This is a genomic window from Streptomyces sp. NPDC088817, assembly GCF_044750345.1.
Lineage (GTDB): Bacteria > Actinomycetota > Actinomycetes > Streptomycetales > Streptomycetaceae > Streptomyces.
This window is the reverse complement of the sequence record NZ_JBIVJN010000007.1, coordinates 246,934-269,280: the sequence shown is the minus strand read 5'-3', so window position 1 is coordinate 269,280 and position 22,347 is coordinate 246,934. Positions and strand designations below refer to the sequence as shown.

The window sequence follows — 22,347 nt, the reverse complement described above, 5'->3', positions numbered from 1 at the left end:
CGACGTGCCCTCGCCTGACCCACCAACCTTACGGCGTTCGGCGGGGGCGTCCGCAGCCCCCTTGCACGGGGGAGTGAACGGATCACTGCCCCGTCCGAGTCCTTCGAACACCCTCGGTGGCCGGGCCGGGTCACCTCCCGTCGAGCAGGTCCCGCACCTTCGCCCTGACCTCGTCGGTGGCCAGGCCGCGGATCGTCAGTGTCGTTCGCCGGCGCAGCACGTCGTCCGCCGTACGGGCCCACTCGTGGTCGCGGGCCCAGACGACCTGCGCCCAGATCTCCGGGGCGTCCGGGTGGACACGCTTGCCCAGCTCCGGGTTCTCGTTGGCCAGCCGGGCGATGTCGAAGGCCAGCGAGCCGTAGTGCGTGGCCAGGTGCCTCGCCGTGTCGGGGGCCATGCGCGGGCCGGGCGCCGGACGGTCCACCAGGAGCCGGTGGGCGACCGCGCGCGGATTGGCGATGCCCGGCAGCGGCAGCTTCCTCGGCAGCGAGGAGACCGGTTCGAGGTCCTCGCCCAGCGGGGCGCCCGGCAGGGACTCCAGCTTCCTCATCACCGTACGGCCGATGTGCCGGAAGGTGGTCCACTTGCCGCCCGCCACGGACAGCATGCCGCCCCGGCCCTCGGTCACCACCGTCTCCCGCCTGGCCTTCGCGGTGTTCCCGGGGCCGCCCGGCAGCACCCGCAGCCCGGCGAAGGCGTACGTGATCAGGTCGCGGTCGAGCTGCTGGCCGCGGACCGAGAACGCGGCCTCGTCGAGTATCTGGGCGACGTCCTTGTCGTCGACCGCGACATCGGCCGGGTCGCCCTCGTACTCCTGGTCGGTCGTGCCGAGCAGCAGCATGTCCTCCCAGGGGAGGGCGAAGGTGATCCGGTACTTGTCGATCGGCGTGGCCAGCGCGGCCTTCCACGGCGAGGTCCGCTTCAGGACCAGGTGTGCGCCCTTGGACAGGCGGATGGACGGCGCCGCGTCCGGGTCCTCCATGCGGCGCAGATGGTCGACCCACGGTCCGGTCGCGTTCAGCACCAGACGGGCGTTCACCCCGAACTCCTCGCCGGACAGCCGGTCCTTCAGCTCGGCGCCGGTGACCCGGCCCCGGGTGAGGCGCAGGCCGGTCACCTCGGCGTGGTTGAGGACGACCGCGCCCGACTCGACGGCGGCGCGGACCGTCATCAGGGCCATGCGCGCGTCGTTCATCTGGTCGTCGCCGTAGACGGCCACGGCCCTGAGGTTCTCGGTGCGCAGCTCGGGCACGTCCTGCGCGGCCTTCGCCGGGCTGAGCAGGTGGCCGACGCCGTCACCGAACGCCGACAGCGCGGAGTAGGCGAACACGCCCGCCCCGAGCTTCGCCGCGCCGTGCGGCCCGCCCTTGTACACGGGCAGGTAGAAGGTGAGCGGGTTCGCCAGATGGGGGGCCACCCGGCGGGAGACCGCACGGCGCTCGAAGTGGTTCTCCGCCACCAGCCGCACCGCGCCGGTCTGCAGATAGCGCAGGCCGCCGTGGAGCAGCTTGGAGGAGGCGGAGGAGGTGGCGCCGGCGAAGTCGCCGGCGTCGACCAGGGCCACCCTGAGACCGGACTGCGCGGCGTGCCAGGCGGTGGAGATGCCCAGGATGCCGCCGCCGATCACGAGGAGGTCGTAGGCGGCCTTCGAGAGCTGTTCCCGGGTCTCGGCACGGCTCGGGTTCGGGCCGAAGGAGGGCACCGTCCCCAGGGCGGGCACGGACTGCAGGGTGGACTGACCGGTCATCGTTTGTTCTTGCTCCTCGTCGGCTCTCGTCAGCTCTCGTCGTCGAGCCAGCCCATGGTCCGCTCGACGGCCTTGAGCCAGTTCCTGTACTCGCGGTCGCGGGTGTCCGCGTCCATGCGGGGGGTCCATTCGGCGGCCCGGCGCCAGTTGGCGCGCAGGTCCTCGGTGCTGCTCCAGAAGCCGACGGCGAGTCCGGCGGCGTAGGCGGCGCCGAGGCAGGTGGTCTCGGCGACCATCGGGCGCACCACGGGCGCGTCGAGGAAGTCCGAGAGGGTCTGCATCAGCAGGTTGTTGGAGGTCATGCCGCCGTCGACCTTCAGCGCCGCCAGCTCGACCCCGGAGTCCTTGGTCATGGCGTCCGCGATCTCCCGCGTCTGCCAGGCGGTGGCCTCCAGGACGGCGCGCGCGAGGTGCGCCTTGGTCACGTACCGGGTCAGGCCGGCGATGACACCGCGCGCGTCGGAGCGCCAGTACGGGGCGAACAGGCCGGAGAAGGCCGGGACGAAGTAGGCGCCGCCGTTGTCCTCGACCGACAGCGCGAGCGTCTCGATCTCGGCGGCGGTGGAGATCAGGCCCATCTGGTCGCGCATCCACTGCACCAGGGAGCCGGTGACGGCGATCGAGCCCTCCAGGGCGTAGACCGGCTTGTCGTCGCCGATCCGGTAGCCGACGGTGGTCAGCAGTCCGCTGTAGGAGTTGATGATCTTGTCGCCGGTGTTCATCACCATGAAGGTGCCGGTGCCGTACGTCGACTTGGTCTCGCCCTCGGCGAAACAGGTCTGGCCGAACAGGGCCGCCTGCTGGTCGCCGAGCGCCGAGGCGACCGGGATGCCGCCGAGCAGGTCGCCCAGCCTGCCGCCCCTGATCTCGCCGTAGACCTCGGCGGAGGAGCGGATCTCGGGCAGGATCCGCGTCGGCACGCCGATCGACTCGGCGATCCTTGGGTCCCACTCCATGGTGTGCAGGTTCATCAGCAGGGTCCGGGAGGCGTTGGTGACGTCGGTGACGTGCTTGCCGCCGTCCGTGCCGCCGGTGAGGTTCCAGATGACCCAGGTGTCCATGGTGCCGAAGAGGAGGTCGCCCGCCTCGGCGCGCTCGCGCAGGCCCTCGACGTTGTCGAGCAGCCAGCGGGCCTTGGGGCCGGCGAAGTAGGAGGCGAGGGGGAGGCCGGTCTCGCGGCGGAAGCGGTCCTGGCCGACGTTGCGGCCCAGCTCCTTGCAGAGGGCGTCGGTGCGGGTGTCCTGCCAGACGATGGCGTTGTGGACGGGCTCGCCGGTGTTGCGGTCCCACAGCACGGTGGTCTCGCGCTGGTTGGTGATGCCGATGGCCTTGATGTCGTCGCGCGTGATGCCGGCCTTCGCGATGGCTCCGGCGACGACCTCCTGGACGTTGGTCCAGATCTCGGTGGCGTCGTGTTCGACCCAGCCCGGCTTGGGGAAGATCTGTTCGTGTTCCTTCTGGTCGACGGAGACGATCCGGCCGTCCCGGTCGAAGACGATGCAGCGGCTCGAGGTGGTGCCCTGGTCGATGGCGGCGATGAAGGGCCCTTGGCCGTGGGATGCGAGGCCGGCGGTGTGGGCGTCGGTCACTTGTCTGCTCCTGTGGTCCGTGGTCGATGGGGCGGGAGGACGGCGTTCCGGTGCGGCGCGGTGCCCGTCAGGCGAAGGCGGCGTTGTAGATGCCCGCGCCGACGGCGCCGCCGATGAGCGGGCCGACCACCGGGATCCAGGCGTAGCCCCAGTCGGAGCCGCCCTTGTTGGGCAGGGGCAGCAGGGCGTGGACGATGCGCGGGCCGAGGTCGCGGGCCGGGTTGATGGCGTAGCCCGTGGGGCCGCCGAGGGAGAGGCCGATGGAGACGACGACGAGGGCGGTGATCAGACCGCCGAGGACGCCGAGGCCGTTGCCCTGGTCGTTCAGGCCCTGGGTGAGGACGGCGAGGATCAGCACGACGGTGCCGACGATCTCCGTGGCGAGGTTCTGCACCGCGTGCCTGATCTCGGGGCCGGTGGAGAAGATGCCGAGGACGGGGCCCGCGCCCTTCTCCTGGGCCTCGACCGCCTTGGCGGCGGTGGTCTGGGCACCGGGGCCGCCGACGATCTCCCGGTCGGTGAGGTGGGCGTGGAACTGACCGTAGTAGGCGACCCAGACCAGGGCCGCGCCGATCATGGCGCCGAGCATCTGGCCGCCGAGGTAGGCCGGCACGTTCGTCCAGTCGCTGTTCTTGATGGCCAGGGCGACGGTCACGGCCGGGTTGAGGTGGGCACCGGAGAGCGGGCCCGAGATGTACACGGCCGTCATCACGGCGAACCCCCACCCGAAGGCGATGGCGAGCCAGCCGGTGTTGCGGGCCTTGGAGCCCTTCAGCGTCACCGCGGCGCAGACGCCGCCGCCGAGCAGGATGAGTACGGCGGTACCGATGGTCTCGCCGATGAAGATGTCGGAGCTGGACACCCGCGACTCCTTTGTCCTTCGTCCAGAGGTGGCCGAAACCCCGGGTCCCTCCTGCCGGGGGCTCGCGCCCTCGTGGGTGAGGGCGATGCCGGCCCATGGCGTTGTCACACCCTAGCGCGTATTGCCGCAAGCTGTTCGACAATGCCGACCGTTGGACGGGAGTCTCGCCCCACGTCTCCCAACCGTCAAGGCCTCTCACCACCGGAACCACGACGATCACCGTCCGTCACACCCGCCGGGGCCGGTGCGCTCCGGCTGCCGGCGGACCGCGCCCGGCGGGGCTGCGGGGCCGGCGCCTCTCGCCGCGCGGGCGCGGCTGTCCGCCGCGAGGGCTTCGGTCCTCGCCGTGCGGGCACGCCGAAGGGCGGTGCGCCCAACGGCGTACCGGTCTCGTCGTACGGGAGGCAGAGGGCCGGGCGAGGACGCCGGCGGCCCCGGCTGGGTCAGGGGCGGTTCGCGTGTGGGGGTTCTGCGGCCCGTCCGGGGCAGAAGTGGTCCGCGTTTGCGGGGGTCTGCGGCCCGTCCGGGTCGGAAGTGGTCCGCGTGCGGGGGTTCTGCGGCCCGTCCGGGGCAGAAGTGGTCCGCGTGCGCAGACCCGCGGCCCGTCCGGGTCGGAAGCGGTCCGCGCACGCAGGTCTGCGGCCCGGCTGGGCCAGGCGCGGTTCGCGTGCGGGGGTCTGCGGCCCGGCTGGGTCAGAGGCGGTTCGCGTGCGGGGGCCGCGGCCTGTCCGGGTCGGAAGCGACCCGCGCGCAGGCCCGCCGTCCGGTCGGGTCAGAAGCGGCCCGCGCCGAGGTCCCGGGAGACCGCCCGGGCGCAGTCGCGTACCGCTGCCACCAGGTCGTGGCGCAGTTCGCCGTCACGGCGGACGCGCTCCACGGCGCCGGTGATGCCGACCGCGCCGACCGGCATGCGCCGCCGGTCGTGGATGGGGGCGGCGATGGAGGCGACGCCCTCCCAGGTCTCCTCCACGTCGGCCGCGTAGCCACGCGCACGCGTGATGTCGAGGATGTGCTCGAAGTCGTCGATCCCGCATACGGTCCGGTCCGTGAACGCCTTGCGGTCGGCCTCGACCGCCTCGCTGTGCGCCACCGGGTCGTACGCCGCCAGCACCTTGCCCAGAGCCGTGCAGTGCAGCGGCTGCATCGCCCCGATCTCCAGCACCTGCCGGCTGTCGTCCGGACGGAAGACGTGGTGCACGATCAGCACGCCGTGCTGGTGGAGCACGCCCAGGTAGACGCTCTCCCCGCTGGACCGGGCCAGATCGTCCGTCCACACCAGGGCGCGCGCCCGTAGTTCGTGCACGTCGAGGTAGGTGGTGCCCAGGCGCAGCAGCTCCGCGCCGAGCTGGTACCGGCCGGAGGCCTCGTCCTGTTCGACGAAGCCCTCGTGCTGGAGGGTGCGCAGGATGCCGTGGGCGGTGCCTTTGGCGAGGCCCAGTGAGGAGGCGATGTCCGACAGGCCCAGCCGCCGCTCACCGCCCGCCAGCAACCGCAGCATCGCGGCCGCCCGCTCGAGCGACTGGATGTTCCGTGCCATCGCCGTCCTGCCTCCGTCCCCTTCGACCGCCGACGCCGCGACTGCCGTCGTAGCGCCCGTTCGGCAATGCCGAACACTACCGGTCCGCGCCGATCCCCCGCCAATGCTCGCCCGGCATCTGGTGCCCGACCCGGCCACCCGGGGGTGTTCCGGCCGCCGTCCCAGTCCGCTTGGTGGACGTCGCGTCCGTCAGGTGCCGGTCCCGGCTACCCTGGCGGCGTGCGCCTCGCCCGGGACGAGCCCTGCTCGCGTCCGGGGAAGGCGCAAAGCCGACAGCCGTCGCACCTCAAGGGAGCCCCTTCATGGCCGCGTTGCCGCCGACCCCTTCCGCCGACAGCCGGACCCGCGCGTCCGCCCTGCGTGAGGCACTCGCCACCCGTGTGGTGGTCGCCGACGGAGCGATGGGCACCATGCTCCAGGCCCAGGAGCCCTCGATGGAGGACTTCCAGCAGCTGGAGGGCTGCAACGAGGTTCTGAACGTCACCCGCCCCGACATCGTCCGCTCGGTCCACTCCGCCTACTTCGAGGTCGGAGTGGACTGCGTGGAGACCAACACGTTCGGGGCCAACCTGACCGCCCTGGGCGAGTACGACATCGCCGAGCGGGTCGCCGAGCTGTCCGAGGCGGGCGCCCGTATCGCCCGCGAGGCGGCGGACGCGTTCACCGCCGCGGACGGCCGCCCGCGCTGGGTGCTGGGCTCCATGGGCCCGGGCACGAAGCTGCCGACGCTGGGCCACACCACCTTCGCCGCCATCCGCGACGCCTACCGGCAGAACGCTGAGGGCCTGCTCGCCGGGGGCGCGGACGCGCTGCTCGTGGAGACCACCCAGGACCTGCTCCAGACCAAGGCCTCCGTCATCGCGGCCCGCCGCGCGATGGAGACCGCCGGGTACGAGGTCCCGCTGATCGTGTCGGTGACGGTGGAGACGACCGGCACCATGCTGCTGGGCTCGGAGATCGGCGCCGCGCTGACCGCGCTGGAACCGCTGGGCGTCGACATGATCGGCCTGAACTGCGCGACCGGCCCCGCCGAGATGAGCGAGCACCTGCGCTACCTGTCCCGGCACGCGCGCATCCCGCTGTCGTGCATGCCGAACGCCGGTCTCCCCGTGCTCACCAAGGACGGCGCGCACTACCCTCTGACGGCTCCGGAACTGGCCGACGCGCAGGGGCACTTCGTACGCGACTACGGACTGTCCCTGGTCGGCGGCTGCTGCGGCACGACGCCGGAGCACCTGCGCCAGGTGGTCGAGCGGGTGCGGGACCTGACCCCGGTCGAGCGCAGCCCGCGCCCGGAGCCGGGCGCGGCCTCCCTGTACCAGACGGTGCCCTTCCGGCAGGACACCTCCTACCTGGCGATCGGCGAGCGGACGAACGCCAACGGCTCGAAGAAGTTCCGCGAGGCCATGCTGGAGGGCCGCTGGGACGACTGCGTGGAGATGGCCCGCGACCAGATCCGCGAGGGCGCGCACATGCTGGACCTGTGCGTGGACTACGTCGGCCGGGACGGCGTCGCGGACATGCGCCGGCTGGCGGGCCGGTTCGCCACGGCCTCGACGCTGCCGATCGTGCTGGACTCCACCGAGGTCGACGTGATCCGGGCCGGCCTCGAACAGCTCGGCGGCCGCGCGGTGATCAACTCGGTGAACTACGAGGACGGCGACGGGCCCGATTCGCGGTTCGCGCGGGTGACGGCCCTGGCGCGGGAGCACGGGGCGGCGCTGATCGCGCTGACGATCGACGAGGAGGGCCAGGCCCGCACCGCCGAGAAGAAGGTGGAGATCGCCGAGCGGCTGATCGAGGACCTGACCGGCAACTGGGGCATCCGCGAGGAGGACATCCTCGTCGACTGCCTGACCTTCACCATCTGCACCGGCCAGGAGGAGTCCCGGGGCGACGGTGTGGCCACCATCGAGGGCATCAGGGAACTGAAGCGGCGGCACCCGCAGGTGCAGACAACGCTGGGCCTTTCGAACATCTCCTTCGGCCTGAACCCGGCCGCGCGGATCCTGCTGAACAGCGTGTTCCTGGACGAGTGCGTCAAGGCGGGCCTGGACTCGGCGATCGTGCACGCGAGCAAGATCCTGCCGATCGCCCGCTTCGACGAGGAGCAGGTCACCACCGCGCTCGACCTGATCCACGACCGCCGCCGCGAGGGCTACGACCCGCTGCAGAAGCTCATGCAGCTCTTCGAGGGCGCCACGGCGAAGTCGCTGAAGGCGGGCAAGGCCGAGGAGCTGGCCGCGCTGCCGCTGGAGGAGCGGCTCAAGCGGCGGATCATCGACGGTGAGAAGAACGGCCTGGAGCAGGACCTGGACGAGGCCCTGAGCACACGCCCGGCCCTGGACATCGTCAACGAGACCCTGCTGGACGGCATGAAGGTGGTCGGTGAGCTGTTCGGCTCCGGCCAGATGCAGCTGCCGTTCGTGCTCCAGTCGGCCGAGGTGATGAAGACCGCGGTCGCCCACCTGGAGCCGTACATGGAGAAGACCGACGAGGCGGGCAAGGGCACGATCGTGCTGGCGACCGTACGTGGCGATGTGCACGACATCGGCAAGAACCTCGTCGACATCATCCTGTCCAACAACGGCTACAACGTCGTCAACCTGGGCATCAAGCAGCCGGTCTCGGCGATCCTGGAGGCCGCCGAGGAGCACAAGGCCGACGTGATCGGCATGTCCGGGCTGCTGGTGAAGTCCACGGTGATCATGAAGGAGAACCTGGAGGAGCTGAACGCCCGCGGCCTGGCGACCGGCTACCCGGTCATCCTCGGCGGCGCCGCCCTGACCCGTGCCTATGTCGAGCAGGACCTGTACGAGCTGTACGACGGGGAGGTCCGCTACGCCCGTGACGCGTTCGAGGGCCTTCGCCTGATGGACGCCCTGATCGGGGTCAAGCGGGGCGTGCCCGGCGCGAAGCTGCCCGAGCTCAGACAGCGCCGGGTGCGGACGGCCACCGCCCAGGTCGTGGAGGAGCAGCGGCCGGAGGAGGGGCACGTCCGCTCCGACGTGGCCACCGACAACCCGGTCCCCGAGCCGCCGTTCCGCGGCACACGGGTGATCAAGGGCATCCAGCTCAAGGAGTACGCGTCCTGGCTGGACGAGGGCGCCCTGTTCAAGGGCCAGTGGGGGCTGAAGCAGGCCCGCACCGGGGACGGGCCCACCTACGAGGAACTCGTCGAGACCGAGGGCCGGCCCCGGCTGCGGGGCCTGCTGGAGCGGCTCCAGACGGACAACCTGCTGGAGGCCGCGGTGGTCTACGGCTACTTCCCCTGCGTGTCCAAGGACGACGACCTGATCGTCCTGGACGAGCAGGGCAACGAGCGCACCCGCTTCACCTTCCCCCGCCAGCGGCGCGGCCGCCGGCTGTGCCTGGCGGACTTCTTCCGCCCGGAGGAGTCGGGGGAGCAGGACGTGGTCGGACTCCAGGTGGTCACCGTCGGCTCCCGGATCGGCGAGGAGACCGCGCGGCTGTTCGCCGCCGACTCCTACCGCGACTACCTGGAGCTGCACGGGCTGTCCGTGCAGCTGGCCGAGGCGCTCGCCGAGTACTGGCACGCCCGCGTGCGCGCCGAGCTCGGCTTCGCCGGCGAGGACCCGGCCGACATGGAGGACATGTTCGCCCTGAAGTACCGGGGCGCCCGCTTCTCCCTCGGCTACGGCGCCTGCCCCGACCTGGAGGACCGCGCCAAGATCGCCGACCTGCTGCGGCCCGAACGCATCGGCGTCCACCTCTCCGAGGAGTTCCAGCTCCACCCCGAGCAGTCCACCGACGCCATCGTCATCCACCACCCGGAAGCCAAGTACTTCAACGCCCGCTGAGCCGGGTCCGCGCCGGTACCCGGCGCGGCGGGCGGCCCGCGGACCCGAGCCGCGGGCGGTTCGCGCGCGCGTTCCGGTTGTGGGCGTCGTACAATTATCGGTCCATCGCAGGCCGGTTCCCCGTGCGGGAACCGGCCTGATCGTCCCTCGAGGAGGTATGCGCGGATGACCAGCACGGTACCGGCGCTCGGAACCCGTATGGCCGAAGGCTCGGCTCTGCAGGCCGTGCTCCTGGACATGGACGGAACCCTGGTGGACACAGAGGGCTTCTGGTGGGACGTCGAGGTGGAGGTCTTCGCCGCCCTCGGACACACGCTCGACGACTCCTGGAGACACGTCGTCGTCGGCGGCCCCATGACCCGCAGCGCGGGCTTCCTCATCGAGGCCACCGGCGCCTCGGTCACCCTCGCCGAGGTCACCACCCTGCTCAACGAGGGCTTCGAGACCCGTATCGACGGCGCGCTGCCCCTGATGCCCGGCGCCGCACGGCTGCTGGCCGAGCTGTCCGAGCAGCGGATCCCGACCGCCCTGGTCTCCGCCTCGCACCGCCGCATCATCGACCGCGTCCTGACCACGCTCGGCCCGCAGCACTTCGCCCTGTCCGTGGCGGGCGACGAGGTCTCGCGCACCAAGCCGCACCCCGACCCCTACCTGCTGGCCGCCGCCGGACTCGGCGCGGACCCGGCCCGGTGCGCCGTCATCGAGGACACCGCCACCGGCGTCGCCGCCGCGGAAGCCGCAGGCTGCCGGGTCGTCGCCGTCCCCTCGGTCGCCCCCATCCCCCCGGCCTTCCGGCGGACCGTCGTCCCCACCCTCGAGGACGTGGACCTGCCATTTCTGCGCGGCCTGATGACAGAAATGCGCTAACCGTTCACCCAGCGTGCCGCGTCGCGCGGGAAAAACCCTGCCCGGATGTCCGAACGAATTCGCAGCTCGCCGTATGGCCGAATTCCGGCACCCGTCTCCCTACATGTGGGTGTGACGTTCCCCACTTGCCGGGGGGTCGACAAGAGGCGCCACAGCGTGCTCTCCGCCCCCTTTCGGGCGTCGTGCGCGGGTCCTTGTGTCCCGTTTGGTGGAACGCTGCACGAATCCTTCCGGTGACGGGTTTCCGGTCCGTCCACGCCCGGTTCCGCAGCGTGATGGGAACTCAACTCCGGTGAACGCGAACGCTCCTGCGAAGGAGGACTAATCTCGTCGCGAGAACATCGCCCCTGCCCTCTGTGATCCGTCGCAACACTCTGCATGCCGGATACACAGACATGACAGCTCTGGAGAAACTCGAGCATGAACCGCAAGACTTTGGTGCTGCCGGCCGTGGTCGGTCTGCTCGCGCCGGTACTCGCCGCGTGCGGCGGTTCCGACAGCGGCAGCAAGAGCGGCGACGCGATCGTCGTCGGCACCACGGACCGGTTCATCGCTGACGAGGAAGCCCCGGCGCCCATCGATCCGGCGTACGCCTACGACGTCGGCACCTGGAACATCCTGCGTCAGACCGTGCAGACGCTGATGGTCCAGCCCAAGGGCGACGGCGACCCCGTCCCCGAGGCGGCCGAGAAGTGCGGCTTCACGGACAGCGGCAACGAGCGCTACGCCTGCACTCTGCGGGAGGGCCTGAAGTTCGCGAGCGGCGAGCCCATCACCGCGGCCGACGTGAAGTTCTCCATCGACCGCGCCCTCACCATCCCTGTCGAGGGTGGTCCGGCCGGCCTGCTGTCCACCGTGGACACCGTGGAGACCCAGGGCGACCGTGAGGTCATCTTCCACCTCAACACGGCCGACGCCATCTTCCCGTACAAGTTGTCGACGCCCGTCGCGGGCATCGTCAACCCCAAGGACTACGACAAGAGCAAGCTCCGCGCAGGCTTCGCCGTGGACGGCTCCGGCCCGTACACCATGAAGGCCGACGTGAAGAACGGCGAGATGGTCGACGCGGTCTTCACCAAGAACCCCAACTACCAGGGGACGTTGAAGCTCAACAACGACAAGGTGGAGATCCGCTCCTTCCCGGACGCCGACGCGATGGGCGTCGCTCTGGAAAAGGGCGACATCGACGTCATGACCCGCACGATGTCGCCCGAGCAGATCCGCACGCTGTCGGCCGCCAACAAGGACAGCAAGGTCGGCATCGTCGAGACGGCCGGCCTGGAGATCCGCTACCTGGCCTTCAACACCGACGCCCCCACGGTGAAGACCAAGGCCGTGCGTGAGGCCATGGCCCAGATCATCAACCGCAGCGAACTCGTCTCCGAGGTCTACGGTACCCAGGCCGAGCCGCTGTACTCGCTGGTCCCGGCCACCATCACCGGCCACTCCAACGCCTTCTTCAACCGGTACGGCGACCCGAACGTGACCAAGGCCCGCTCGCTGCTGGAGAAGGCCGGAGTCACCACCCCGGTGAAGCTGACGATGCACTACACGACCGACCACTACGGCTCGGCCACCAAGAAGGAATTCGAGGTCCTTCGCCAGCAGCTCAACAACAGCGGCCTGTTCGACATCGACATTCAGGGCGCCCCCTGGGACACCTTCCGCCCGGCGGAGAAGAAGGGTCAGTTCGACGTCTACGGCATGGGCTGGTTCCCTGACTTCCCGGACGCCGACAACTACCTGGCGCCGTTCCTCGACAAGGGCAACATCCTCAACAGCCCCTACGCCAACGCTGACGTCCGCAACACCCTGATCCCGCAGTCCCGTCGCCAGGCCGACCGGCTCACGGCGTCCACCAGCCTGACGGCCATTCAGGACATCGTCGCCAGCGAGGTCCCGCTGATCCCGCTGTGGCAGGGCAAGCAGTACGTCGCCTCCCGCGACAACATCACGGGCACCGCGTACGCCCTCAACTCCTCGGCAACGCTCCAGCTGTGGGAGCTCGGCCGCGGTGTGAGCGGCTGATCCGCGAGCACGTCCACGACGAAGGGCGCCCCTTCCCGGAAGACCGGGAAGGGGCGCCCTTCGTCGTCGAGTCGGGCCGCTGGGCCGTCCGCTACTGCGCGCCGGGGCGTACCAGCCCGCTCTCGTACGCGTACACCGCGGCCTGCACGCGGTCGCGCAGCCCCAGCTTCGTCAGCACGTGCCCGACATGCGTCTTGACCGTCGTCTCGCTGACGAACAGATCCGCGGCGATCTCCGCGTTGGACAGGCCGCGCGCCACCAGCTTCAGCACCTCCACCTCACGGTCGGTGAGGGTGTGCAGCGTGTCCGGCACCGGCTCCTCGCCGGAGGGCAGGTGCGTGGCGTACTTGTCCAGCAGCCGACGTGTGATGCTCGGCGCCAGCATCGCCTCGCCGGCCGCGACCACCCGGATCGCCTGCACCAGCTCGTTGGCGGGCGCGTCCTTGAGCAGGAAGCCGCTCGCGCCGGCGCGCAGCGCCTCCACCACGTACTCGTCGAGGTCGAAGGTGGTCAGCACGAGCACCTTCGCCGGACCGTTCCGCTCCGGTCCTGTGATCTGCCGGGTCGCCTCCACGCCGTCCATCCGCGGCATGCGGATGTCCATCAGCACCACGTCGGGCTGAAGGGCCCGCACCTGGTCCAGGGCCTGCAGACCGTCTCCGGCCTCGCCCACGACCGCGATGTCCTGCTCGGCCTCCAGGATCATCCTGAACCCGGTGCGCAGCAGCGGCTGGTCGTCGACCAGTAGGACGCGGATGGCCACGTGAGTCTCCTTCGCTAGTCCGGCCCCATTCTGCCCTGCGCCGTGCTGCCGGATTCCTCCGCCCTCACCGGCAGCGGATAGGGCGGGGGAGTGCCGCCGAACTCCGGGCAGTGGGCCCGGTGGTCGCACCAGCCGCACAGCTTGGTGGGGCGCGGCCGCCAGTCACCGGTCTCGGTGGCCAGCCGGATCGCCTCCCACAGCGCCAGCAGCTTGCGCTCCACCCGCTCCAGGTCGGCGGGGACCGGGTCGTAGGTCAGTACGTCGCCGCTGCCCAGGTACACCAGTTGCAGCCGCCGTGGGACGACCTTCTTCAGCCGCCACACCACGAGGGCGTAGAACTTCATCTGGAACAGCGCGCCCTCGGCGTACTCGGGGCGGGGCGCCTTGCCCGTCTTGTAGTCGACGATCCGCACCTCGCCCGTGGGCGCCACGTCCACCCGGTCGATGATGCCGCGCAGTGTCAGCCCCGAGTCCAGTTCCGCCTCGACGAACAGCTCCCGCTCGGCCGGTTCGAGACGGGTCGGGTCCTCCAGCGTGAACCACCGCTCCACCAGCCGCTCCGCCTCCGCCAGCCAGCGAGCCATCCGCTCGCCGTCGGCGTCGTCGGCGAACAGCTCCACCAGCTCGGGCCGTGCCTCGCGCAGCCGCTGCCACTGGCCCGGGACCAGCGCCCTGGCCCGCGGCGCGGTCCGCTCCACGGCCGGAGCGTCGAAGAGACGCTCCAGCACGGCGTGCACCAGCGTGCCCCTCGTCGCCGCCTCGCTCGGTTTCTCCGGCAGCCGGTCGATCACCCGGAACCGGTACAGCAGCGGGCACTGCATGAAGTCCCCGGCCCGGGAGGGAGACAAGGAACTGGGCGGCACGACAGCCCGCCCGCTCGGCGTCGCACCCGTCTCACCTGCCCCCACCGCGCCCGGCTGTGCGGGGACCGTCGGGGCCGGTGCGGGCGGGCGCGGCTCGGCGGCCCCTGGCGCGTCGTTGCGTGAGGGTGCCGGTCCGACGGTGTTGTGCGGGGTGCCGGGCTCGCCCTCCGTGCTCGTCTCCATGCCCCAGACCCTACGGCCCGCCACTGACGGTGACCCGGGGATGGTCATGTTGCGCGCGAAGAGGGGAAAACACATGGGGTGCCGGGCGTGAGCGGTCGTCACGGCCGCATACCATCGACCCGAGACCTTCCGGTCGTCAGGCCCGGGAGACTGCTTCGAACGAGGGGACACCGTGGACGTGAGCGGCGGGAGCGGACAGCCGCGTTCCGGCAAGGACGAGTCGGCAGATCGTCGCACGGGCCCGGTGGACCCGGCCCCCGCAACCGGAGCGGAGGGCGGCTCGGAGGAGCCGACGCAGGAGGCACAGGAGGCGCAGGAGGCACAGGGGACGGAGGAGTCGAAACGCACCCCCGACGCCGCGCAAGAACCGCCCACGACCTCCGACGCCCCGCAGCAGCCTCCCGCCACCCACGACGCCCCGCAGGAGCCGCACGCGACCGCCGCAGCCCCGCAGCAGCCGTCCGCCACCGAGGACGCTCCGCAGCCGTCCGGCATCGGCGAGGTCCACCACGGCGACCACCCCGAGCGCGGTTACGCCCACAGCGGTGACCCGGCCGCCGGACGCGAGGCCGGGAGCACGGCCCCCGTGTCCGGCGACCGCGACCGCCCCGAGACCCACCCCGACCGCACTCCGGCCCGTTCCGGGCCCGGGCAGGAGCCGCCGCGGCGCCCGAGCGACACCAGAGGCGGGCTCCTCATGGGGCGGCCCTTCGGCGTGCCCGTCTACGTGGCGCCCAGCTGGTTCCTCGTGGCCGCGCTCATCACCTGGGTGTTCGGCGGGCAGCTCGACCGGGTGCTGCCCGAGCTCGGCGCCGCCCGCTACCTCGTGGCCCTCTTCTTCGCGGTCGCCTTCTACGGCTCCGTACTCGTCCACGAACTCGCCCACACCATCGCCGCCCTCCGCTTCAAGCTCCCGGTCCGCCGCATCCAGCTCCAGTTCTTCGGCGGCGTCTCCGAGATCGAGAAGGAGGCCGAGACCCCCGGCCGCGAGTTCGTCCTCGCCTTCGTCGGCCCGCTGCTCTCGCTGATCCTCGCCGGCGTCTTCTACGCCGCCCTGCGGCCCGTCGAACGCGGCACGGTCGTCGGTGTCCTGCTGGCCGGCCTGATGATCTCCAACCTCATCGTCGCCGCCTTCAACCTGCTGCCCGGACTGCCCCTCGACGGCGGCCGCATGCTGCGCGCCGTCGTCTGGAAGATCACCGGCAGAGCGATGAGCGGCACCGTCGCCGCCGCCTGGGTCGGCCGCGCGCTCGCCGTCGCCGTGCTGATCGGACTGCCCCTGGTCACCCAGTCCGGCGCCCTCGGCGCCCCCGCCGAGGAAAGCGTCGGCGTGGGCACCGTCACCAACGCCCTGCTCGCCGCCATCCTGGCCGCGATCATCTGGACCGGCGCGGGCAACAGCCTGCGCATGGCCCGGCTGCGCGAACACCTCCCCGAGCTGCGCGCCCGCGCCCTCACCCGCCGCGCCGTCCCGGTCGAGACCAACACCTCCCTGGCCGAGGCCCTGCGCCGCGCCAACGCCGCCGGCGCCCGAGCCCTGGTCGTCGTCGACGGCCACGGCGAGCCGCTCTCCCTCGTCCGCGAGTCCGCCATCGTCGGCGTACCCGAGCACCGCCGCCCCTGGGTCTACGCCAGCGAACTCGCCCAGGAGCTCACCGAGGGCATGCGCGTCTCCGCCGAACTCGCCGGCGAGGACCTCCTGGACGTGCTGCGCGCCACCCCGGCCACCGAGTACCTCGTGGTCGAGGACAGCGGCGAGATCTACGGGGTGCTGTCCGCGTCCGACGTGGAGCGCGCCTTCGTCAAGGCCATGGCCCGCCCCTCGGCCTCCGCATAGGGCTCCTGGCGGGCGCCTCCGCGTGGTCGGAGGGCCCGCCGGGGACCGGTAGGCTGGTCACATGTCCGAACCGACCGGTGCCGCCCGCCGCCGCGGGCCCTTCAAGGTCGGGGACCAGGTACAGCTGACCGACCCCAAGGGCCGCCACTACACGTTCACGCTCGAGGCCGGGAAGAACTTCCACACCCACAAAGGTTCCTTCCCGCACGACGAACTGATCGGCGCACCCGAGGGCAGCGTTGTCCGCACCACCGGCAACGTCGCCTACCTCGCGCTGCGCCCCCTGCTCCCCGACTACGTCCTGTCCATGCCCCGCGGGGCAGCCGTCGTCTACCCGAAGGACGCGGGGCAGATCCTCGCCTTCGCCGACATCTTCCCCGGCGCACGCGTCGTGGAGGCAGGCGTCGGCTCCGGCTCGCTGAGCAGCTTCCTGCTGCGGGCCATCGGCGACCAGGGCATGCTGCACAGCTACGAGCGCCGCGCGGACTTCGCCGAGATCGCCCAGGCGAACGTGGAGCGCTACTTCGGCGGCCCGCACCCCGCCTGGCAGCTCACCGTCGGAGACCTCCAGGACAACCTGTCCGACGCGGACGTCGACCGCGTCATCCTCGACATGCTCGCCCCCTGGGAGTGCCTGGAGGGCGTCTCCAAGGCGCTCGTCCCCGGCGGCATCCTGTGCTGCTACGTCGCGACCACCACCCAGCTCGCCCGGACCGTGGAGTCCATCCGCGAGATCGGCTGCTTCAACGAGCCGACCGCCTGGGAGACGATGATCCGCAACTGGCACATCGAGGGCCTGGCCGTCCGTCCGGACCACCGCATGATCGGCCACACCGGCTTCCTGCTCACGGCCCGCCGGCTCGCGGACGGCGTCGAGCCGCCCATGCGCCGCCGCCGGCCCGCCAAGGGTGCCTACGGCGAGGACTACGAGGGCCCCAACGCCGACGGCGGCGCCACCCGCTGACACGGCCCACCACCACGCGCAACACACGGGCGCCGTGGTGGAGTTCCCGACGAGCACGGGGAACTCCACCACGGCGCCCTCGCGTTGACCTCCACCCCGCCGTTCCCCCGCACTGTGACGTGTGGCACGATGCTGGCCACCCCACCGGCACAGCCCTCGCAGGAGATGCTCCTAGTGCAGCAGTCCGCCGTTCCGGAACTGGCCCACACGCACACCCGCCCCATCCACTGGATGGCCACCGCCACCGCGGTCGCCGGTGTGGTGGCCCTCTCCTCGCTCGTGCAGCCCGGCGCGGCCACGGCCGCCCAGCCGCAGGGCACCCGCCCGCACTCCGCGCCCGCCACCGCGGCGGCCCCGAGCACCACAGGCGTGACCTTCCCGATCGACTGCGGCCCGGTGCGTGCCGTGGTGGCGAAGAAGGCATCGGGGGATCTCGACGGGGACGGCCGGCCGGAGACCGTGGCCGTCGTGCACTGCGACGCCGCCATGGGCACCCCGCCCGACGCCGTCTACGTCCTGACCCAGGCCGCCGAGCCGCGCGTGGTCGCCACCCTCGTCGAGGCCAAGGACCGGTACTCGGTCACGGACTTCGCCGTCCGCGACGGCGCGGTGACCGCCACCCTGCTCGGCTACTCCTCGCCCGACGTGCCCAATTGCTGCCCCGACCTCAAGGACAACGTGAAGTGGCGGTGGCAGAACGGCGCGTTCGTCCGCTCCACGGACGCCGGTGCGCGCGGTATCTGACCGCATCCCGGACCAGAGTCCCTGGAAATGTGAGAAAACAGACAAAGGTGACGCCTCGCGCCGAGGTTGTCACTCCGCGTCAGGTCCGTACACCTCGACCCGGTCCGCGACGCGGCGTACGTGGATGCACTCGCCCGGGCACTCCTTGGCCGAGTCCACCACGTCCGTGAGGAGCGGAAGCGGCACGGGCGTTGCCGCTCCGGCCTCCTGAAGGAGCTCGTCGTCCGGGCCCTTCACATAGGCCAGACCGTCGATGTCCAGCTCGAACACCTCGGGCGCGTACTGCGCGCAGATGCCGTCGCCGGTACACAGGTCCTGGTCGATCCAGACCTCCAGGGCCTCGCCACCGTCCGAGGTCTGCTGCTGCACGGTCATCTCTCCTGCCGTATCACGTCGAGCCGTACGGGAATCCGGCCAGCTCTGACGGGTGTTGAACATGTCGACCCTACCTCCGCCCGCTTTCCAATCATGTTCGGTGGGTATTCCCCTGGCGTGAGGGAGAGCGCAAGGGTGAAGATCGGACACACCCCGACAGTCTTTGTGATCTAGGGGTTTCAATCGACACCCACCCAGGTAGGGTCTGGAAGCGTCCAGCTCCCCTTGGAGGAGGTGAGGACCGTGGCAGCCCACGACGACGACATGAACCGCGGCATCCGCCCGGGACGCGGGTCCGACGACCCGGCCGGGCAGATCGCCTACCTTGAGCAGGAGATCGCCGTCCTGCGCCGCAAGCTCGCCGACTCTCCGCGTCACACGAGGATTCTCGAAGAGCGGATCGTCGAGTTGCAGACCAACCTGGCCGGCGTCTCCGCGCAGAACGAACGGCTTGCGAACACGCTCCGCGAGGCCCGCGACCAGATCGTGGCCCTCAAGGAGGAGGTCGACCGGCTCGCCCAGCCCCCGGCCGGCTTCGGAGTCTTCCTGCAGGCCAACGAGGACGGCACCGCCGACATCTTCACCGGCGGCCGCAAGCTCCGGGTGAACGTCAGCCCCAGCGTCGAGCTCGACGAGCTCAGGCGCGGCCAGGAAGTGATGCTCAACGAAGCGCTCAACGTGGTCGAGGCCATGGAGTACGAGCGGGTCGGCGACATCGTCACCCTCAAGGAGATCCTCGAGGACGGCGAGCGGGCCCTGGTGCTCGGGCACACCGACGAGGAGCGGGTGGTACGGCTCGCCGAGCCGCTGCTGGACGTCACCATCCGGCCCGGCGACGCGCTGCTGCTCGAACCCAGGTCCGGCTACGTCTACGAGGTCGTGCCCAAGAGCGAGGTCGAGGAACTCGTCCTCGAAGAGGTGCCCGACATCGGCTACGAGCAGATCGGCGGCCTCGGCAACCAGATCGAGGCCATCCGCGACGCCGTGGAGCTGCCGTACCTCTACCCGGACCTGTTCAAGGAGCACGAGCTGCGCCCGCCGAAGGGCGTCCTGCTCTACGGGCCTCCCGGATGCGGCAAGACGCTCATCGCCAAGGCCGTCGCGAACTCGCTCGCCAAGAAGGTCGCCGAGGTCACCGGACAGGCGGCGGGCAAGAGCTTCTTCCTCAACATCAAGGGCCCGGAGCTGCTGAACAAGTACGTCGGCGAGACCGAGCGGCAGATCCGCCTGGTCTTCCAGCGGGCCCGCGAGAAGGCGAGCGAGGGCACCCCCGTCATCGTCTTCTTCGACGAGATGGAGTCCCTCTTCCGCACCCGCGGCTCCGGCGTCAGCTCGGACGTGGAGAACACCATCGTCCCCCAGCTGCTCGCCGAGATCGACGGTGTGGAAGGCCTGCAGAACGTGGTCGTGATCGGCGCCTCCAACCGCGAGGACATGATCGACCCGGCCATCCTGCGGCCCGGCCGCCTCGATGTGAAGATCAAGATCGAGCGTCCGGACGCCGAGGCGGCGAAGGACATCTTCGGGAAGTACCTCACCGAGCGCCTTCCGCTGCACTCGGACGACCTCGCGGAACACGGCGGCGACAAGGACATCACGGTCCAGGGCATGATCCAGACCGCGGTGGAGCACATGTACGCCGAAACCGAGGAGAACCGCTTCCTGGAGGTCACCTACGCCAACGGCGACAAGGAAGTCCTGTATTTCAAGGACTTCAATTCCGGTGCCATGATCGAGAACATCGTGGGCCGCGCCAAGAAGATGGCGATCAAGGACTTCCTCGAGAAGAACCAGAAGGGCCTCCGCGTCTCCCACCTGCTCCAGGCATGCGTGGACGAGTTCAAGGAGAACGAGGACCTGCCGAACACCACCAACCCGGACGACTGGGCCAGGATCTCCGGAAAGAAGGGCGAGCGGATCGTCTACATCCGCACCCTCATCACCGGAAAGCAGGGCGCGGACACCGGACGTTCCATCGACACGGTGGCGAATACGGGACAGTACCTGTAAAAGCGGGGTGGCTGCGGGTGCCCTCCAGGGGGTACCCGCAGTCGGCTGTTTCCGGGGCCACCGCATGGAGCAGGCAATGACGCAAATGATCTCCCCACCAGCGCAAAGGCGTTCTAGGCTCTTTCGTACCGCCGGGTCGCGCAGTGCGGGGACGGGCACCGCACAGGCACCCGGGCACGAGCGGTACTTGAGCGACGCCCACGACCGAGGGCGCCGCCGGGCAAGGAGGGCCGCATGACCGTACGGCGAGTAATGGGCATCGAGACGGAGTACGGGATCTCCGTCCCCGGCCACCCCAATGCCAATGCCATGCTCACCTCATCCCAGATCGTCAACGCCTACGCGGCGGCCATGCACCGGGCCCGCCGGGCCCGCTGGGACTTCGAGGAGGAGAATCCGCTGCGGGACGCCCGGGGCTTCGACCTCGCCCGCGAGGCGGCCGACGCCAGCCAGCTCACCGACGAGGACATCGGCCTGGCCAACGTCATCCTCACCAATGGCGCACGGCTCTACGTCGACCACGCCCACCCGGAGTACAGCGCGCCCGAGGTCACCAACCCGCGCGACGCCGTCCTGTGGGACAAGGCCGGCGAGCGGATCATGGCCGAGGCGGCGGAGCGGGCGGCCCAGCTGCCCGGCGCCCAGCCGATCCACCTCTACAAGAACAACACCGACAACAAGGGCGCCTCCTACGGCACGCACGAGAACTACCTGATGAAGCGGGAGACCGCCTTCTCCGACATCGTGCGCCACCTGACGCCCTTCTTCGTCTCCCGTCAGGTCGTCACGGGCGCGGGACGCGTCGGCATCGGCCAGGACGGCCACGAGCACGGCTTCCAGCTCAGCCAGCGCGCGGACTACTTCGAGGTCGAGGTCGGCCTGGAGACCACGCTCAAGCGGCCGATCATCAACACGCGCGACGAGCCGCACGCCGACGCGGAGAAGTACCGCCGCCTGCACGTGATCATCGGCGACGCCAACCTCTCGGAGATCTCCACCTACCTCAAGCTGGGCACGACCGCCCTGGTCCTGTCCATGATCGAGGACGGCTTCATCGCCGTGGACCTGGCCGTCGACCAGCCCGTCCGCACGCTCCACCAGGTCTCGCACGACCCGGGCCTCAAGCGTCTGATCACGCTGCGCAGCGGCCGGACACTCACCGCGGTGCAGCTCCAGATGGAGTACTACGAGCTGTCGCGCAAGTACGTGGAGGAGCGGTTCGGCGCGGACGCCGACGAGCAGACCAAGGACGTGCTGTCCCGCTGGGAGGACACCCTCAACCGTCTTGAGAACGATCCGATGAGTCTGGCGGGCGAGCTGGACTGGGTCGCCAAGCGGGAACTCATGGAGGGCTACCGGCGCCGTGACGGCCTCGACTGGGACGCCGCCCGCCTCCACCTCGTCGACCTCCAGTACGCGGACGTACGCCCCGACAAGGGCCTGTACAACCGCCTGGTGGCCCGGGGACGCGTCAAGCGCCTGCTGGACGAGGCCGAGGTGGACCGGGCCCGCAGGAAGCCGCCGGAGGACACACGAGCGTACTTCCGCGGCCGCTGCCTGGAGCAGTACGCCGACGACGTCGCCGCGGCCTCGTGGGACTCGGTGATCTTCGATCTGCCGGGCCGCGACTCGCTGCAGCGTGTCCCAACCCTGGAACCGCTTCGCGGAACGCGTAATCACGTCAAGGAACTCCTCGACCGCTGCCGTACCGCCGAAGACCTGGTCAGGGTGCTTTCCGGCAGCTGAGCGGATTCCGGACCGGGCGGGTTTTCCAGGGTGGAAATGCCCGGTGCCGGGAATCATCGAGGTGGCCCTCGTACGTTGGACAAAGTGCGGGGCCGATGTCGGACCCGGCTTGTAGGGTCGGAACATCACCGATCGGCCGTAATGCCGACCATGTCGGGCGAACTGAGCGGGGTGAGGGTTATGGCAACGAAGGACACCGGCGGCGGGCAGCAGAAGGCCACGCGTTCCACCGAGGAGGTCGAAGAGCAGTCCCAGGACACGCAGGCCGCGGACGACCTCAAGGAACGCCACGAGAAGCTGAGTGACGACGTGGACTCCGTCCTCGACGAGATCGACGACGTCCTGGAGGAGAACGCCGAGGACTTCGTGCGCTCCTTCGTGCAAAAGGGCGGTCAGTGAGCGCCTGAGAAA

16 protein-coding genes are annotated in these 22,347 nt (G+C 70.5%); 9 read left to right on the top strand and 7 right to left on the bottom strand.

From position 1 onward, the window contains the following. Positions 1–130 precede the first annotated feature (130 nt). From ACIP4X_RS15735 to ACIP4X_RS15720, 4 genes are all read right to left on the bottom strand, one after another. Positions 131–1,747: an FAD-dependent oxidoreductase gene (locus tag ACIP4X_RS15735; protein WP_391456421.1), complete on the bottom strand. Its 1,617-nt coding sequence runs from the start codon at positions 1,745–1,747 to the stop codon at positions 131–133. A 29-nt stretch (positions 1,748–1,776) separates the two neighbouring features. Next, on the bottom strand, positions 1,777–3,336 hold the full coding sequence (gene glpK / locus ACIP4X_RS15730) for a glycerol kinase GlpK (protein ID WP_358737198.1): 1,560 nt from the start codon (positions 3,334–3,336) through the stop codon (positions 1,777–1,779). Positions 3,337–3,403: 67 nt separating this feature from the next. Further along, positions 3,404–4,198 (bottom strand): MIP/aquaporin family protein, encoded by a 795-nt coding sequence (locus tag ACIP4X_RS15725; RefSeq protein WP_358737196.1) that lies wholly within the window; start codon positions 4,196–4,198, stop codon positions 3,404–3,406. Between the two features lie 772 nt (positions 4,199–4,970). Then, a complete protein-coding gene (locus tag ACIP4X_RS15720; RefSeq protein ID WP_358737194.1) occupies positions 4,971–5,735 on the bottom strand; it encodes an IclR family transcriptional regulator in 765 nt (254 codons plus the stop codon). A 302-nt stretch (positions 5,736–6,037) separates the two neighbouring features. Here ACIP4X_RS15720 and metH point away from each other — a divergent pair, with 302 nt between their 5' ends. From metH to ACIP4X_RS15705, 3 genes are all read left to right on the top strand, one after another. Then, entirely contained in the window at positions 6,038–9,556 is a 3,519-nt protein-coding gene (gene metH / locus ACIP4X_RS15715) for a methionine synthase (RefSeq protein WP_358737192.1), read from the top strand. 165 nt (positions 9,557–9,721) lie between these two features. After that, a complete protein-coding gene (locus ACIP4X_RS15710; RefSeq protein ID WP_358737190.1) occupies positions 9,722–10,423 on the top strand; it encodes an HAD family phosphatase in 702 nt (233 codons plus the stop codon). Positions 10,424–10,843: 420 nt separating this feature from the next. Next, positions 10,844–12,451 carry an ABC transporter substrate-binding protein gene (locus ACIP4X_RS15705; protein WP_358737188.1) on the top strand — a complete coding sequence of 536 codons (1,608 nt, stop codon included), beginning with the start codon at positions 10,844–10,846 and terminating at the stop codon, positions 12,449–12,451. A 91-nt stretch (positions 12,452–12,542) separates the two neighbouring features. Here the strand turns inward: ACIP4X_RS15705 and ACIP4X_RS15700 are convergent, their stop codons facing one another. Together ACIP4X_RS15700 and ACIP4X_RS15695 are read right to left on the bottom strand one after the other, a co-directional pair. Then, complete coding sequence (locus ACIP4X_RS15700) at positions 12,543–13,214, bottom strand: response regulator transcription factor (protein ID WP_225076125.1); 672 nt, start codon at positions 13,212–13,214, stop codon at positions 12,543–12,545. 14 nt (positions 13,215–13,228) lie between these two features. Next, positions 13,229–14,260, bottom strand: coding sequence for a RecB family exonuclease (locus ACIP4X_RS15695; protein WP_358737186.1), 1,032 nt, complete (start codon positions 14,258–14,260; stop codon positions 13,229–13,231). 172 nt (positions 14,261–14,432) lie between these two features. Here ACIP4X_RS15695 and ACIP4X_RS15690 point away from each other — a divergent pair, with 172 nt between their 5' ends. From ACIP4X_RS15690 to ACIP4X_RS15680, 3 genes are all read left to right on the top strand, one after another. After that, complete coding sequence (locus ACIP4X_RS15690) at positions 14,433–16,097, top strand: site-2 protease family protein (protein ID WP_358737184.1); 1,665 nt, start codon at positions 14,433–14,435, stop codon at positions 16,095–16,097. 61 nt (positions 16,098–16,158) lie between these two features. Continuing rightward, the gene (locus ACIP4X_RS15685; RefSeq protein WP_391456427.1) at positions 16,159–17,061 is read left to right on the top strand and encodes a tRNA (adenine-N1)-methyltransferase; all 903 of its coding nucleotides are present in this window, start codon (positions 16,159–16,161) and stop codon (positions 17,059–17,061) included. A 174-nt stretch (positions 17,062–17,235) separates the two neighbouring features. After that, entirely contained in the window at positions 17,236–17,805 is a 570-nt protein-coding gene (locus ACIP4X_RS15680) for a hypothetical protein (protein ID WP_358737243.1), read from the top strand. A 69-nt stretch (positions 17,806–17,874) separates the two neighbouring features. On the opposite strand, the gene ACIP4X_RS15675 is transcribed toward ACIP4X_RS15680, so the two are convergent. Then, positions 17,875–18,180, bottom strand: coding sequence for a ferredoxin (locus ACIP4X_RS15675; protein WP_358737180.1), 306 nt, complete (start codon positions 18,178–18,180; stop codon positions 17,875–17,877). A gap of 243 nt (positions 18,181–18,423) precedes the next feature. On the opposite strand from ACIP4X_RS15675, the gene arc reads away from it, so the two are divergent. The 3 genes from arc to ACIP4X_RS15660 all read left to right on the top strand — a co-directional run bounded on the left by arc (position 18,424) and on the right by ACIP4X_RS15660 (position 22,335). Further along, a complete protein-coding gene (arc, locus tag ACIP4X_RS15670; protein WP_358737178.1) occupies positions 18,424–20,190 on the top strand; it encodes a proteasome ATPase in 1,767 nt (588 codons plus the stop codon). A gap of 234 nt (positions 20,191–20,424) precedes the next feature. Then, positions 20,425–21,936, top strand: a complete 1,512-nt coding sequence (gene dop, locus ACIP4X_RS15665; protein WP_358737176.1) for a depupylase/deamidase Dop — start codon at positions 20,425–20,427, stop codon at positions 21,934–21,936. A 180-nt stretch (positions 21,937–22,116) separates the two neighbouring features. Next, the gene (locus ACIP4X_RS15660) at positions 22,117–22,335 is read left to right on the top strand and encodes a ubiquitin-like protein Pup (RefSeq protein ID WP_358737174.1); all 219 of its coding nucleotides are present in this window, start codon (positions 22,117–22,119) and stop codon (positions 22,333–22,335) included. Positions 22,336–22,347 lie beyond the last annotated feature (12 nt).